Annotated in this window: 14 protein-coding genes; all 14 read left to right on the top strand. The window is 68.3% G+C overall.

Going from position 1 to position 13,830, the window contains the following annotated elements:
• Positions 1-26: 26 nt before the first annotated feature.
• The 14 genes from GT495_RS02780 to cobK are packed head-to-tail and all read left to right on the top strand — an operon-like array spanning position 27 to position 13,623.
• Positions 27-1,112: a cobalt-precorrin 5A hydrolase gene (locus tag GT495_RS02780; protein WP_370457575.1), complete on the top strand. Its 1,086-nt coding sequence runs from the start codon at positions 27-29 to the stop codon at positions 1,110-1,112.
• Positions 1,112-1,855, top strand: a complete 744-nt coding sequence (gene cobJ / locus GT495_RS02775) for a precorrin-3B C(17)-methyltransferase (protein WP_055310656.1) — start codon at positions 1,112-1,114, stop codon at positions 1,853-1,855. Before GT495_RS02780 ends, cobJ begins: the two co-directional genes overlap by 1 nt.
• Positions 1,843-3,192 carry a precorrin-6y C5,15-methyltransferase (decarboxylating) subunit CbiE gene (cbiE, locus tag GT495_RS02770; RefSeq protein ID WP_161161411.1) on the top strand — a complete coding sequence of 450 codons (1,350 nt, stop codon included), beginning with the start codon at positions 1,843-1,845 and terminating at the stop codon, positions 3,190-3,192. The genes cobJ and cbiE overlap by 13 nt, the downstream gene beginning before the upstream one ends.
• The gene (locus GT495_RS02765) at positions 3,189-4,571 is read left to right on the top strand and encodes a cobyrinate a,c-diamide synthase (RefSeq protein ID WP_370457574.1); all 1,383 of its coding nucleotides are present in this window, start codon (positions 3,189-3,191) and stop codon (positions 4,569-4,571) included. The genes cbiE and GT495_RS02765 overlap by 4 nt, the downstream gene beginning before the upstream one ends.
• Entirely contained in the window at positions 4,564-5,706 is a 1,143-nt protein-coding gene (locus GT495_RS02760) for a nicotinate-nucleotide--dimethylbenzimidazole phosphoribosyltransferase (protein WP_161161410.1), read from the top strand. Before GT495_RS02765 ends, GT495_RS02760 begins: the two co-directional genes overlap by 8 nt.
• Positions 5,703-6,251, top strand: a complete 549-nt coding sequence (locus GT495_RS02755) for a bifunctional adenosylcobinamide kinase/adenosylcobinamide-phosphate guanylyltransferase (RefSeq protein WP_161161409.1) — start codon at positions 5,703-5,705, stop codon at positions 6,249-6,251. Before GT495_RS02760 ends, GT495_RS02755 begins: the two co-directional genes overlap by 4 nt.
• Positions 6,137-7,015 (top strand): adenosylcobinamide-GDP ribazoletransferase, encoded by an 879-nt coding sequence (locus GT495_RS02750; protein WP_370457573.1) that lies wholly within the window; start codon positions 6,137-6,139, stop codon positions 7,013-7,015. Before GT495_RS02755 ends, GT495_RS02750 begins: the two co-directional genes overlap by 115 nt.
• Positions 7,012-8,013 (top strand): histidine phosphatase family protein, encoded by a 1,002-nt coding sequence (locus GT495_RS02745; RefSeq protein WP_161161407.1) that lies wholly within the window; start codon positions 7,012-7,014, stop codon positions 8,011-8,013. Before GT495_RS02750 ends, GT495_RS02745 begins: the two co-directional genes overlap by 4 nt.
• Positions 8,013-8,987, top strand: a complete 975-nt coding sequence (cbiB, locus tag GT495_RS02740) for an adenosylcobinamide-phosphate synthase CbiB (protein ID WP_161161406.1) — start codon at positions 8,013-8,015, stop codon at positions 8,985-8,987. Before GT495_RS02745 ends, cbiB begins: the two co-directional genes overlap by 1 nt.
• Positions 8,984-10,207: a histidinol-phosphate transaminase gene (locus GT495_RS02735; RefSeq protein WP_161161405.1), complete on the top strand. Its 1,224-nt coding sequence runs from the start codon at positions 8,984-8,986 to the stop codon at positions 10,205-10,207. Before cbiB ends, GT495_RS02735 begins: the two co-directional genes overlap by 4 nt.
• Entirely contained in the window at positions 10,200-11,699 is a 1,500-nt protein-coding gene (locus GT495_RS02730; protein WP_370457572.1) for a cobyric acid synthase, read from the top strand. The genes GT495_RS02735 and GT495_RS02730 overlap by 8 nt, the downstream gene beginning before the upstream one ends.
• Positions 11,696-12,211 carry a cob(I)yrinic acid a,c-diamide adenosyltransferase gene (locus GT495_RS10625; RefSeq protein WP_192924113.1) on the top strand — a complete coding sequence of 172 codons (516 nt, stop codon included), beginning with the start codon at positions 11,696-11,698 and terminating at the stop codon, positions 12,209-12,211. Before GT495_RS02730 ends, GT495_RS10625 begins: the two co-directional genes overlap by 4 nt.
• Positions 12,212-12,853 carry a precorrin-8X methylmutase gene (locus tag GT495_RS10620; protein WP_055286486.1) on the top strand — a complete coding sequence of 214 codons (642 nt, stop codon included), beginning with the start codon at positions 12,212-12,214 and terminating at the stop codon, positions 12,851-12,853.
• Positions 12,850-13,623: a precorrin-6A reductase gene (gene cobK / locus GT495_RS02720; protein WP_055286487.1), complete on the top strand. Its 774-nt coding sequence runs from the start codon at positions 12,850-12,852 to the stop codon at positions 13,621-13,623. The genes GT495_RS10620 and cobK overlap by 4 nt, the downstream gene beginning before the upstream one ends.
• Positions 13,624-13,830: the final 207 nt, after the last annotated feature.

Below are 13,830 nucleotides of genomic sequence, written 5' to 3'. Positions count from 1 at the left end.
TCACTGAGAGGGGGTATGCGTTGGCGGTGCGCACCGCACACGCGCTTTCCGATTGCGCGCAGACAGGTGAAGACGACCCTGGCTGGGACGTTTCCGTTTCGCGCGGGTTCGGCGAGGGGAAGGCCGACCTGCGCGCATGGACGGCGCTCGCGTGGGAAGCGTCGGACGCGCTTCTGTTCGTGGGCGCGGCGGGCATCGCCGTGCGGGCGATCGCGCCGCATGTCGCCTCGAAGGCAAACGATCCCGCGGTTGTGGCGATCGACGAGGCGGGGCGCTTTGCCGTCCCGCTTTTGTCGGGGCATTTGGGCGGTGCGAACGAGCTTGCGCAAACTGTGGCACGCGCGGCAGGGGCCATCCCCGTCATCACCACGGCGACCGACGTCCGCGGCGTGTGGGCGGTGGATACGTGGGCGCGCTGTGCGGGGCTCGCCGTTTCGAATCCCGAGGCCATCAAGCGAGTGTCGGCGCGGCTGCTTTCGGGCGGGCGCGTGGCGCTCTATTCCGACATGCCGATTTCGGGACAGCCGCCTGAGGGGGTTGACATTGCGTCCGACCGCGCTCGGGCCGATATCGTCGTGTCGCCGTTCGCTGGCGCGAATGCAAGTGCGTCCGTTCGTGCGGCGGAGACAACGGGCGAGGTCGTGCCCGCCGGTGAGACGGGGAAGCCGGCGGGCGTGCGGGCGCAGGCGCCTGCGCCCGAGCCGCTTCGCCTTGTCGTGCCCTGCATCGTTGCGGGCATAGGATGCCGTCGCGGTGCGTGCGCCGAAGCGATCGAGGAGGCGTTTCTTCTCGCGTGCGGGCAGGTGGGTATCTCGCCTTCGGCCGTGCGCGAGGCGGCGACGATCGACGTGAAGGCGCACGAGGAGGGTCTGCTCGCCTTCTGCTGCGCGCGCAATATCCCGCTTGCGACGTATTCCGCAGAGGAGTTGTCGCAGGTCGAAGGCAGCGTTTCGCCATCTGATTTCGTGCGCGCGACGGTGGGGGTCGACAACGTGTGCGAGCGGGCAGCGCTCGCGGAGGGGGGCAAACTTATCTTCCCGAAGCTCGCTCACGGCGGCGTGACCGTCGCGTTTTCCAAGGCAACTATTAAACTTTCGTTTAAGGAGCGGTGATGGGAAAGCTCTTCGTGGTGGGAATCGGCCCGGGCGGCCCCGACGGCATGACGATTGCGGCTCGACGTGCGCTCGAGGCGTCCGACGTCGTTGTGGGTTACACGAAATACGTGGAGCTCGCGCTCGCCGCCGTGCCCGACGCGGCGCATCTCGCGACGCCGATGATGCACGAGGTCGAACGGTGCCGCCTTGCGCTTTCGCGCGCGCAGAGTGGAGAAGCCGTGGCGCTCGTGTGCAGCGGCGACGCGGGCGTGTACGGCATGGCGAGCCCCGTGCTGGAGCTTGCGGAGGACTACCCCGATGTAGACGTGGAAGTTATCGCCGGGGCCACCGCGGCTCAGAGCGGGTCGGCGGTGCTCGGCGCCCCGCTTGCCCACGACTTCGCGGTCGTGTCGCTCTCCGACCTGCTCACGCCATGGGAGGTCATCGAGCGCAGGCTCGCCGCCGTGGCGAGCGCCGACTTCTGCATCTGTTTGTACAACCCGCGCAGCAGAAAGCGCGCCGACAGGCTCTCACGCGCGGCGAAGATTATGCTCGAATGGAAGGCCCCCGACACGCTCTGCGGCTGGGTACGCAACATCGGGCGCGAGGGGCAGCAGTCGGGCATGTGCAGGCTCTCCGAGCTGGGGGAGATCGACGCCGACATGTTCACCACCGTGTTCGTCGGCAACGCGGACACGAAGCTCGTAGGCGGCCGTATGGTCACGCCGCGCGGGTATCGGGAGATTCCATGCGAAAGGTAACGATCATCGGGGCGGGGCCCGGAAACCCCGACTTGCTCTCGCGCGCGGCGCTCGACGCGATCGACATCGCCGACGTGGTCATCGGCGCTCATCGCGCGCTTGCCGGCATCGACGTGCCGCCCGACGTGGTGAGATGCGAGCTCGTGAAGACGGCGGACATCGTCGCCGCGCTCACCGATGCGGCGTCGTGGCAGCGCGTCGTGGTCGTGATGACGGGCGATGTGGGGCTGTTCAGCGGCGCGCGCCGCCTGGTGGAGGCGCTCTCCGGCGACGCGCAGGTGGACGTGCGCGTCATTCCCGGCATAAGCTCAGCGTCGTATCTCGCCGCGCGCCTCGCGCGTCCATGGCAGGATTGGCGCTTCGCGAGCGCTCACGGCGTGGCGTGCGACATCGTGGCCGAGGCCGAGCGCGCAGGTGAGCTCTTCCTCGTCACGTCGGGCGGGGAAGATCCCTCGCGGCTTTCGGGCGAGCTTGTGCAGGCGGGCTTCGGGGACGCGTGCGTGACGGTGGCCGAGCGCCTGTCGTACCCCGACGAGCGCATCACCTGCGCGACCGCAAGTGAAATCACAGGTCAGACGTTCGACGACTTGAACGTGATGCTTATCGATTTCGCAGGCGGCGCCGGGTCGCCTGCGGGCTCTAGCGCAGCCTCCGAGGTGCCGGCCGGCGTGTCTGCGTCCGCGGCGGCTTCTTCCGCGGCGGACTCTGCGGGCGCATCCCGCGCCGCGAGTTCCCGCTGGCCGTACGCTTCCTCGGGCATTCCCGACGAGCTCTTCATCCGCGGCGACGTTCCCATGACCAAGCAGGAGGTGCGCGCCGTCGCGCTCGCGAAGCTGCGCCTTACCGCGACCGACACCGTGTGGGACGTCGGCGCCGGCACGGGGAGCGTGTCGATCGAGGCGGCGCTCGTCGCGCGAGCGGGGTCGGTATGGGCGGTCGAGCGCAACGCGGCCGGCGTGCGGCTCATCCGAGAGAACGCGGATGCATTCGGGTGCGGCAACGTGCATGCGGTCCTCGGTGTCGCCCCCGAAGCGCTCGCGATACTGCCCGTCCCCGACGCCGTGTTCGTCGGCGGGAGCGCGGGCGAGCTTCCCTCCATCGTGGAGGTGGCGCTCGAGAAGAACTCGCAGGTTCGCCTGTGCGTGCCATGCGTCACCGTTGAGACGCTCACCGAGGCGTGCGCGCTCCTCTCGAGTTCGCGCTTTAAGGGGTTCGAGGCTTGCCAGGTGTCGGCCGCCCGCGCCGAGGCTGTAGGCTCGCACCATCTTATGAAGGCGCAAAACCCCGTGTTCCTCGTCAGCGCGCGTGGTGCAGGTGGGGAAGGCGGCGCCCGGTGAGCACGACCATCCCGCGCTTCATGGTCGCTGCGCCCTCAAGCGGGAGCGGCAAGACGGTCGTTACGTGCGCGCTCCTGCGCGCGCTCGCGCGCCGCGGCCTTGCATGCGCGGCCTTCAAATGCGGCCCCGACTACATTGATCCGCTCTTTCATCGTCGCGTCGTGGGCGCGCGCTCGGGCAACTTAGACGGCTTCTTCACCGACGCCCCGACGCTGCGCGCCCTGCTCGCACGCGGCGCCGCGGGCGCGGATGTCGCGGTGCTCGAGGGGGTCATGGGCTTCTACGACGGCATGGCGCCCGGCGTGGCCGACGCGAGCAGCTACCAGGTTGCGCGCGACACGGAAACGCCGGTCGTTTTAGTGGTGAACGGGCGCGGGGCGTCTTTATCGCTCGCCGCCGTAATTCGCGGCATCGCCGAGTTCCTGCCTTGTGCGAACGTGCGCGGCGTCGTGCTGAACAAGACGAGCGCCGCTGCCTGCGCCTACGCGGCGCCTGCGATCGAGAAGCACACGGGCGTCGCGGTTTTGGGTAATATTCCCGCCGACGAGGCGTTCTCGCTCGAAAGCCGGCATCTGGGGCTTGTGACCGCCGACGAGGTCGAGCAGCTCTCCGCGCGCATCGACAAGATGGCCGAGCTGGTGGAAAAGAGCGTCGACGTCGACCGCTTGCTCGAAATAGCGGCGACGGCACCCGATATCTGCGAGGAACCTTACCGGTTGGAGCCGATCGCGGGAGCGCGGCCCATCGTCGCCGTTGCGCGTGACGAGGCGTTCTCGTTCTACTACGAGGAGAACCTGCGCGCGCTCGAGGACCTGGGTTGCGAGCTGGCCTTTTTCAGCCCCCTGTGTGATAGCGAGTTGCCGCGGGGGACAAGCGCCCTCTATCTGGGAGGCGGCTACCCGGAGCTCCATGTGCGGCAGCTCTCCGAGAACGCGCCGATGCGCGAGGCGGTGCGGCGTGCGGTGGAATCCGGCATGCCGACGGTTGCCGAATGCGGTGGGTTTCTGTACCTGCAGCGCGAAATCTCCGATAGCGAGGGGCGGCGCTGGCCTGTTGTGGGCGCCCTTGAGGGCGCAAGCGAGAACGGGGGAAGGCTGTCCCATTTCGGGTACGTGGAGCTCACTTCCCAACGCGACGGGCTCTACGGGCCGTGCGGCACACGCATCAGCGCGCACGAGTTCCACTACTGGCAGTCCACCTGCCCGGGCGGCGACTTCTGGGCGCAGAAGCCCCGGCGCGACAAGGGCTGGCCGTGCATGACGACCACCCCGTCCCTGGTTGCGGGCTTCCCGCATGTGTACTATCCTGCGAACCCCGACGTTGCGCGCGCGTTCGCGTCTGCCGCAGCGTCGTTCGCAGAGAGGAGACGGCATGGCTGAAGCAACCGAAACCGCGCTTGCCAGCATCCGCGAGGAAGTCGAGCGCGCGTTCTCGTCGGCGCCGGGCGCCGTGCTCGAAGCCGCGCTCTCCCGCATCGCGCCCGCAGACGAGTGCGCCCGCGCCGCCGCGTACGCCGCGTGGGACTCCATCGCGCACCCCTTGGGGGGATTGGGCGACTTTGAAGACGCCGTCGCGTGTATCGCCGCAGCTCAGGGGAGCGCCGAGGTGGCCGAGTTTCCCCGTGCGCTCGCGGTATTCTTCTCCGACAACGGGGTCGTTGCCGAAGGCGTGTCGCAAAGCGGACAAGACGTGACGCGAGCCGTCGCGCGCAACATGTGCGAGGGAGCCACGAGCGCCTGCCGCATGGCGGCGTTCGCGGGTGCCGAGGTCGTGCCCGTCGACGTGGGTATGGCCCGGGGCATAGAAGACGCGCGCATGGTACGCGCGAACGTGCGGCGGGGGAGCGGCAACATCGCGCACGGCCCCGCTATGTCTCGCGATGGGGCTGCGCGCGCGATCGAGGTCGGAATCGCCGTCGCGTGCGGGCTTGCTCGCGCCGGCGTGCGCCTTCTCGCCGCGGGCGAGATGGGCATCGGCAACACGACCACCTCGGCGGCGGTGGCCGCAGTGCTCATCCGGGCGGACGCGCGGAGCCTCGTCGGCCGCGGCGCGGGGCTCTCGGACGCCTCGCTCGCGCGTAAGCGCGACGTGGTCGAGCGCGCTATCGACGCGAACTCGCCCGATCCCGCCGACCCGATCGACGTGCTCTCGAAGGTGGGCGGATTCGACATCGCGGCGATGTGCGGCTTCTACCTGGGGGCCGCGGCCTCGAAGGCGCCGGCGCTCCTCGACGGGGTCATATCCTGCACGGCGGCCCTGTGCGCGGTGCGCCTTTGCCCCAACGCCTTGGGCTACCTCGTGGGCACCCACGCATCGAGCGAACCCGCAAGCCAGGAGCTCCTTCGCGAGCTCGGCATAAAGGCACCCCTCGTCGCAGGCATGCACTTGGGCGAGGGCGCGGGCGCCATGGCGTATCTGCCCCTTCTGGATTCGGCGCTGCGCGTGTACCGGGATGGGAAGACGTTCACGGCGACTGGCATGGCTGCTTACGAGCATTTCGAGGCTGGGAAATGACGGTGACACTCGTCATCGGCGCCGCCGCGAGCGGCAAGAGCGCCTATGCCGAGTCCCTGTGCCTCGGGCACGACGGCCCCCGCGTGTACCTGGCAACGATGGAGCCCTTCGGGGAAGAGGGCGCCCGCCGCATCGCGCGCCATCGGGCGCTGCGCGAGGGCAAGGGGTTTTCCACCCTCGAGCGCACGCGTGACGTGGGCGCCGCAGCGTCCGGGCTTCCGTGCGGCTGCACGCTTCTTTTGGAGGACGTGGGCAACCTGGTTGCGAACGAGTTCTTCGCGGAAGGCGGCTTGTCCCCACGTGACCCCGACGCTGCGGCGCGCGAGGTGCTCGGAGGCATCGAACGGCTCGCTCAGGCCGCTGCGTATACGGTGGTGGTCACCGTCGACGTGTTCGCCGATGGGATGCGCTACGATGAGGGGACCGAGGCATGGAGGCGCGCGCTCGCGCGCGTGAACGCGGGCGTGGCGGCGCTGGCCGACCGCGCAGTCGAAGTGGTATGCGGGATTCCCGTGTGGATGAAAGGCGAAGGACCTACAAGGTGAAGATAGCAGAGGCAATCGGCGCGGCGTTCGGAACGTTCTCGCGCATCCCCGTCCCGAAATCGGCCTGGACCGATTTCGGGTCAACCCATGCGCTTGCCGCGTTTCCCCTGGTGGGCCTTGCGGAAGGCTTCCTCATGACGGCGTGGGGGCACGTGGCGAACCTGCTCGGCGTGCCCGCGACCATCGTCGCGGCCGTGCTCGTGGCGTTGCCTGTGGCGGTGACGGGAGGCATCCATCTAGACGGGCTCTGCGACACCTCCGATGCGCTTGCAAGTTGGGCCCCGCGCGAGCGAAAGCTCGAGATCATGCACGACCCGCGGGCGGGCGCCTTCGGGGTCATCGGTGTTGTCGTGTACCTTATTCTGCAGTTTTCCCTGTTCACCGCGCTGCCGCTTACGGCGGGGGCGTTCCTCGCGCTTCTGTGCTCGCTCGTGTTCTCCCGCGCGCTTTCGGGGCTCGCCGTAGAATGCTGGCCTGCCGCGCGGGCGGACGGCATGGCCGTGGGGCTCTCGCCTGCGAAGAAGCGCGCGGCGATCGTCGTGCCGCTTTGCGCTTTCGCTGCGGCTTCGGCTGCAGGGATGGTCGCGTGCGCTCAGGCCGTCGGCGCCCTTATGGCGGTGGCGGGGCTTTTGGCGCTCGCGTGGTACCGCCATGTTGCCCTGTCCCGCTTCGGCGGGGTGACGGGTGATTTGGCCGGATGGTTTCTGCAATGGGCCGAGCTCGCGATGCTTGCCATGCTGGTGGCGGGGGGCATGCTCCTATGATTCTCGTGGTAGGTGGCGCGCATTCGGGGAAGAGGACCTTCGTGCGCGAAAGGCTCGGGTTCGCGGCGGACGATTTCGTCGACGCGGCGCAGCTTGCGGAGGGCGGCGTGCCCGCGGCTTTTGCCGGCCGTGTCGCGTACCGTGCTGAGGAACTCGTACGCGCGCTCGACGCTGACCGGGCGCTCGAGCGGCTGATCGGCTTCGACGCAGTGATTCTGCCCTTGGTCGGCTCGGGGGTCGTCCCCATGCGTGCGGAAGACGCCCAATGGCGCGAGCGCGCGGGGCGCCTGGGATGCGCGCTCGCTGCGCGCGCCGACGTCGTCGTGCGCATGACGTGCGGGATTCCCCAGGTCATCAAAGGAAACCTTGCCGATGCGCCTCGAGGGACGCAGGGCGCGGGCGCGCCTTTGGAAGTCGTCTTCGTGCGCCATGGTGCCACGGCGGGCACGGAAGACCATCGCTACAGCGGGGCGGGCACCGACGAGCCCCTGTCGAGTGCGGGCGAGCGCGCTTTGCGCGACCTCGCGTGCGATCGTGACGTGTTCCGTGTTATCACGAGCGGCATGGCCCGCACCGACCAGACGGCTCGCATCCTCTTCCCGAACGCGGAGCTTATGGCGTGCCCCGGTCTGCGCGAGATGGATTTCGGTGACTTCGAGGGGCGAAGCGCCGCCGAGCTTAAAGAGGATGTGCGTTACCGCGCCTGGGTAGACTCCTGGTGCGAGACGCGCTGCCCGCATGGCGAGGGCAAGAGCGATTTCACCCGCCGCGTCGTCGCGGCGTATCGGGAGGCGTGCGAATCGGAGCGCGCCCAGGGGAGTGGGCGCGCCGTCTTCGTCGTTCACGCGGGTACCGTGAAAGCGCTACTCTCCGAGCTAGCTGTCCCGAAAATGGGATATTTCGACGTGCATACCGAGCCGGGCGGCGCATGGGCCGCCACCTGGGATGGGCGCTGCCTTCGCGACGTTCGCCCCGCTTCGGGGGGCGATGCCCGGTGATGACGATTCTTGCCGTCGCCGCCGGGTTCGCGGCCGACCTTGCCTTCGGCGACCCGCGCTGGCTTCCCCATCCCGTCGTCGCCATGGGGCGCGCGATCACGTGGGCCGAAGGCCGCCTTCGAGGCGCATTCCCGCAAACGTCCGCGGGCACGCGTGCCGCAGGGCTTGTGCTCGCCGTGGCGCTTCCGCTTGCGTGTGGGCTTTTGACCTGGGGTATCCTACATCTTTGCGGCATGGTTCACTCCGGCTTGCGCTTCGTGGCCGAGGCATGGGCGAGCTATCAGGTTCTCGCGACATGCGAGCTGCGCCGCCAGAGCCTGGCCGTGGCCCACGCGTTCTCGAAGGGCGGCCTTGTCGCGGCGCGCGAAGCCGTCGGGCTCATCGTGGGACGCGACACGTCTGTTCTCGACGAGCAGGGCGTCGCGCGCGCCGCCGTGGAAACGGTGGCGGAGAACGCGAGCGACGGCGTCATCGCGCCACTTTTCTACCTTATGATCGGGGGTGCGCCCTTGGGCATGGCGTACAAGGCGGTGAACACACTCGACAGCATGGTGGGCTACAAAAACGAGCGCTACATCGACTTTGGTCGCGCCTCGGCGCGCCTCGACGATGCGGTGAACTGGATTCCCTCGCGCTTATCGGCCCTGTTCATGATCGCCGTGTGCCCGATCGTCGGGCTCGACGCGCGCGGGGCGGCGCGCATCTGGCGCCGCGACAGGCGTCGCCATGCGAGCCCCAACTCGGCGCAGACCGAGTCAGCGTGTGCGGGCGCGCTCGGGCTGCGCCTGGCAGGACCCGCGGTGTATTTCGGCAAGCTCGTTGAGAAACCGACGATAGGCGACGCGTCCCGCGAAATCGAGTGGGGCGACATCGCCCGGGCGACAAGGCTCATGCTCGCCGCGTCCGTATGCGCGCTCGTCGTCTTCGGCGCCGCGCGCGCGGCGGTCGTGCTCGCCTTGGGGGCGATGGCATGAGGGAAGACCACGCCGCGCTCCGGGCTGCCGGGGGAATCCTGCGCGCCCGTACGCATGGGGGCAGCGCGCAATCGCTCGGCATCGGTTGCGAAGGGGGCGCCTCCGATCTCATCGACTTCTCGGTGAACGTGAATCCGGCAGGCCCCTCGCCGCGCGCCGTCGCCGCAGCTTGCAAGTCGCTTTCTCGAATCGACGCCTACCCCGATAGGGAAAGCCTCGCCCTCGTTCGCGCCCTAGCGCGCGCCCAGGGCATTCCCGAAGATACTATCGTCTGCGGCGCGGGCGCGTCCGACATCATCTGGCGGCTCGCTGCGGCGGTGCGCCCGAAACGCATCGTCGTGTGCGCGCCGACGTTCTCTGAATATGCGGAGGCGGCATCTTACTACGGCGCATGCGTGCAGGAGTTCCCGCTCTCCGAAGCGGACGACTTCGACGTGCCTGCCTCCTTCGCCCGCGCGATCGAGGGGCCGGGAGACGTGGCGTACCTCTGCAATCCGAACAACCCGACGGGGCGCCTCGTCGACCCCCGCGTGATCGATGCCGCGGCTTGCCGCTGCGAGCAGGTGGGCGCGCTGCTCGTCGTGGACGAGTGCTTCCTCGGATTTGCGCCCGACGCCCGCGAAAGGAGCGTGGCCGCACGCGCCGCGTGTTCGCGCCATGTGGCCGTGCTCTCCGCATTCACCAAGCTCTACGGAATGGCGGGGTTGCGGTTAGGATATCTGATCAGCGGAAACGCCCAACTCCTCGAGGGGATTCGACGGGCGGGGCAGGCGTGGCCCGTCTCCTCGGTCGCCGAGGCCGCGGGTATCGCCGCCCTGGAAGACGTCGAATACGTCTCGCGCACGCGCGATGTATTGGCGGGCGAGCGAGCGTGGCTTTCCCACGAGCTCTCCTCGCTCGGGCTTTCCGTCGTGCCGTCGGATGCGAACTTCCTTTTAGTCCGGACACCGGCGAAAGACATCCCCGAGCGCCTGTATAAACAGGGGGTTTTGGTCCGCACGTGCGACTCGTTTTCGGTACTGTCCCGTTTCTGGTGCCGCGTCGCGGTGCGCACGCGCAAGGAGAATGCCCGGCTTGCGATGGCGTTCGGCCGCGCGCTTCGGGCGGAAGGCGCATCGGGCGAAGGCGAACCCGACAAACGGGGCTGCGCTTCTTGCAGCGGCGCTATGGCGGGCGCGTATGGCCGAGGCTCGACGAAGGAGGTCGATACCCGTGGGTAGGGCGAAGCCCATCATGATCCAGGGCACCATGTCGAACGCGGGGAAGAGCCTGCTTGCGGCGGGGCTGTGCCGTGTGCTTTCGCAGGACGGCCTGCGCGTGGCTCCCTTCAAGAGCCAGAACATGGCGCTCAACAGCGGTGTCACGGCCGACGGGCTCGAGATGGGGCGCGCCCAGATCGTGCAGGCCGAGGCGTGTGGCATCGTGCCCGACGTGCGTATGAACCCCATCCTGCTCAAGCCCGAAAGCGACCGCCGAAGCCAGCTCATCGTTGCCGGCAAGGCGCAGGGAGCCTTCGCTGCGAGGGACTACTTCGCGCGAAAGAAGGCGCTCATGCCGCAGATTTTGGAGTCGTTCGATTCGCTCGCGGAGGAAAACGACGTCATCGTCATCGAGGGCGCCGGCAGCCCCGCCGAAATCAACCTTGCCGAAAACGACATCGTCAACATGGGGCTCGCGCGCGCCGTGTCCTCCCCCGTGCTGCTCGCGGGCGACATCGACCCAGGCGGGGTATTTGCCCAGCTCTACGGCACGGTCGCGCTCTTTGCGCCCGAGGATCGCGCGCTTTTGCGGGGGCTTGTTGTGAACAAGTTCCGCGGCGATGTGGAAATCCTCCGCCCGGGTTTGGCCCCGCTCGAGAAGATGTGCGGGGTTCCCGTCGTGGGGGTCGTGCCGTTTCTTACGCTCGACCTGGACGACGAAGACTCGCTCGCGCCGCGCCTATCTGCCCGCGAGGCGCGCGGCGTCATCGACGTCGCCGTCGTGCGCCTTCCGCATCTGTCGAACTTCACCGACTTCGACCCGCTTTCGCGCGTGCCCGGCATGGGCGTGCGCTACGTTTCCTCGACGACCGATCTGGGCCGACCCGACCTGGTGGTGCTTCCCGGATCGAAGTCCACGCTCGACGACGCGCGCTGGCTTGCGGCTAGCGGCATCGGAGCCTGTGTACGCGCGCTTTCGGGCGCGGGCACGCCGGTGCTCGGCATATGCGGAGGCTACCAGCTTTTGGGAGACGAGCTTTCCGACCCGCACGGCAGGGAAGGCACTGGCACCGCGCGCGGGCTCGGGCTCATCCCTGCAAGTACTGTGTTCAAGGAGGAAAAGCGCCTCGCCCAGTCGGAGCTGCGCATCACGGGCGCCCAAGGCGCGTTCTCGGTGTGGAACGGCATGACGGCGCGCGGGTACGAGATTCACGACGGCGAAACGACCGTCTCCTGCGCCCATGCGGGCACGATTGGCGGCAAACCAGAAGGCGCGGCCTGTGGAAACGTGTTCGGAACCTATCTCCACGGCCTGTTCGACGAACCGGGGGTGGCGCTCACCCTCGCGCGCTCGCTCGCGCGCATGCGCGGCCTGCCCGAGGGCGTCGTGGGTGCTGCGGGCGCGGCGTCCGCGGCCGATCACCGTGCGCGCGAGTTCGACCGCCTGGCCGACGCCGTGCGTGGGGCGTTCGACATGGAGTATCTCTACCGCATTATCGAGGAGGGCGTATGATCCACGTGTATCATGGCGACGGCAAAGGCAAGACCACGGCGGCGATGGGCCTCGCCCTTCGCATGCTCGCCGCGGGCCGCCGCGTCGTCGTCGTGCAGTTCCTGAAAGACGGCGAAAGCGGGGAGGCGCGCCTGCTCGTCGAGCATTTCGGCGTGCCCGTGTTCGCGGGGAAGGTGTCGGACAAGTTTACCTGGTCGATGACGTCGGAAGAACTTGCCGCGACGTGCGAGCTGCACGATGGGAACCTCGCTTCCGCGCTCGCCGAGCTCGAGGGCGCGCAGGAGGGGCTGCTCGTGCTCGACGAGGCGCTCGACGCGCTTTCGAAGGGGCTTGTCGACGAGGCGCTCGTGGACCGCGCGCTCGATATGTCCGCGCGCGGCGTCGAAGTAGCGCTCACCGGGCGCGCGCCTTCCCGCAAGATCGTGGAGAAGGCCGACTACATAACCGAGATGCGGTGCGAGAAACACCCCTACGAGCAGGGGATATGTGCAAGGGAAGGAGTGGAGTACTAGATGGATTCCAAGGAGATGGCGCCCGGCGACATCGAGCGGCGCAGCTTTGAGATCATCACCGAAGAGCTCGGCGGCCGCACGTTCCCGCCGCTCGAAGAGCCCGTCGTGAAGCGCGTCATCCACACCACTGCTGACTTCTCGTACGCCGATTCCCTCGTGTTCACCCATGACGCCGCGCACTGTGCGCTCGACGCACTGCGCGCAGGGGCCACGGTGCTCACCGACACGAACATGGCGCTCGCAGGCATAAGCAAGCCCGCGCTCGCGAAGATCGGCTGCCAGGCCGTGTGCTACATGGCCGACCCGGATGTCGCCGCAACGGCGCGCGCCGCGGGCACGACTCGCGCCGTTGCGAGCATGGACAAAGCTTGCGGCATCGAGGGTCCGCTCATCGTGGCCGTCGGCAACGCTCCCACAGCACTTCTGCGCCTCGCCGAGCTCATGGACGCGGGGAAGATCTCGCCCGCGCTCGTCGTTGGGGTGCCGGTTGGGTTTGTGAACGTTGTCGAGGCGAAAGAGGAGCTACTCGCACGACGCGTGCCAGCCATCGTCGCGAGGGGTCGCAAGGGCGGCTCGACCGTGGCGGCCGCCATTATGAACGCGCTGCTCTACGAGATCACGCGCCCAGGCGGCCCGAAGTGACGGCGCCCGCATCCGCGCCGGCGCTGCGCATCTTCGCCGGCACCACCGAGGGCCGCCTTCTGTGCGAATGGGCGAGCGGGGCGGGCATCCCCGCCCGTGCCTACGCGGCAACCGAGTACGGAGGCGAGCTTTTGGGCGAGCTTCCGGGCATCGAGGTGCATGCGGGCAGGCTCGACGAGGCCGACATGGAGCGCGAGCTTTCCGGCGCGCGCATCGTCGTCGACGCCACGCATCCCTTCGCTACGCTCGCAAGCGGCAACATCCGGGCCGCTTCGCTCGCCGTGGGTGCACGATGCCTGCGCCTTACGCGCCCGGTCGAGGCGCTGCCCAAAGGCGTCGTGTCGGTCGCGTCGATCGCCTGTGCGGCGCGCTTTCTCTCCGAGAACCCGGGTCGCGCGCTTCTCACGACGGGGAGCAAGGAGCTTGCTCCCTACACGCGCGTCGCCGATTTCGCGGAGCGCTTCTTCGTGCGTGTTCTCCCGCTGCCCGGTGCTATAACGAAGTGCATCGACGCGGGGTTTTCGCCGTCGCACGTCATCGGCATGCAGGGGCCCTTCACCCGCGAGCTCAACGAGGCGATGCTTCGGCAGGTGGGCGCCCAGTGGCTTGTGACCAAGGACTCGGGAACCGTAGGCGGCACGGCCGAGAAGATCGCCTCCGCGCGCGACGTGGGAGCGCGCTGTATTGTGGTCGCCCGTCCCGCCGAGGGAGGCGGGGCCCTTTCGCTTCGGGAAGTGGAAGACGCGCTCTTACGGGAGTTCGCGCGCTAGGCGCTCGCCGCGCCTGCGCGCCCTCCCGCCCGCGAGGAGGAGCGCCCCGAGCAAGCTCGACCCGTACAAGCCCGTCATCCGCCAATAGCTCGAGGACGATGCCCGGAACTGGCGCAAGCAGCCCTTCAATAAGTTGCGGTGAAATAGTGTCTGTTTTTGAAGCTAGATAGCATATCCAGTCCCTAATTCACCGCAACTTGTTGGTGG

The sequence above is a fragment of the Collinsella sp. BIOML-A6 genome (assembly GCF_009875845.1).
Classification (GTDB): Bacteria; Actinomycetota; Coriobacteriia; order Coriobacteriales; family Coriobacteriaceae; genus Collinsella; species Collinsella aerofaciens_H.
The sequence above is the reverse complement of the archived record's forward strand: the minus strand, read 5'-3'. Positions and strand labels throughout refer to the sequence as shown.

Coding starts and splice junctions, on each gene's coding strand:
- GT495_RS02745 (WP_161161407.1), top strand. CDS start 7,012: ATGATTCTCGTGGTAGGTGGCGCGCATTCGGGGAAGAGGACCTTCGTG.
- GT495_RS02750 (WP_370457573.1), top strand. CDS start 6,137: ATGGAGGCGCGCGCTCGCGCGCGTGAACGCGGGCGTGGCGGCGCTGGC.
- cobJ (WP_055310656.1), top strand. CDS start 1,112: ATGGGAAAGCTCTTCGTGGTGGGAATCGGCCCGGGCGGCCCCGACGGC.
- GT495_RS10620 (WP_055286486.1), top strand. CDS start 12,212: ATGGATTCCAAGGAGATGGCGCCCGGCGACATCGAGCGGCGCAGCTTT.
- GT495_RS02755 (WP_161161409.1), top strand. CDS start 5,703: ATGACGGTGACACTCGTCATCGGCGCCGCCGCGAGCGGCAAGAGCGCC.
- GT495_RS10625 (WP_192924113.1), top strand. CDS start 11,696: ATGATCCACGTGTATCATGGCGACGGCAAAGGCAAGACCACGGCGGCG.
- GT495_RS02735 (WP_161161405.1), top strand. CDS start 8,984: ATGAGGGAAGACCACGCCGCGCTCCGGGCTGCCGGGGGAATCCTGCGC.
- cbiB (WP_161161406.1), top strand. CDS start 8,013: ATGACGATTCTTGCCGTCGCCGCCGGGTTCGCGGCCGACCTTGCCTTC.
- GT495_RS02760 (WP_161161410.1), top strand. CDS start 4,564: ATGGCTGAAGCAACCGAAACCGCGCTTGCCAGCATCCGCGAGGAAGTC.
- cbiE (WP_161161411.1), top strand. CDS start 1,843: ATGCGAAAGGTAACGATCATCGGGGCGGGGCCCGGAAACCCCGACTTG.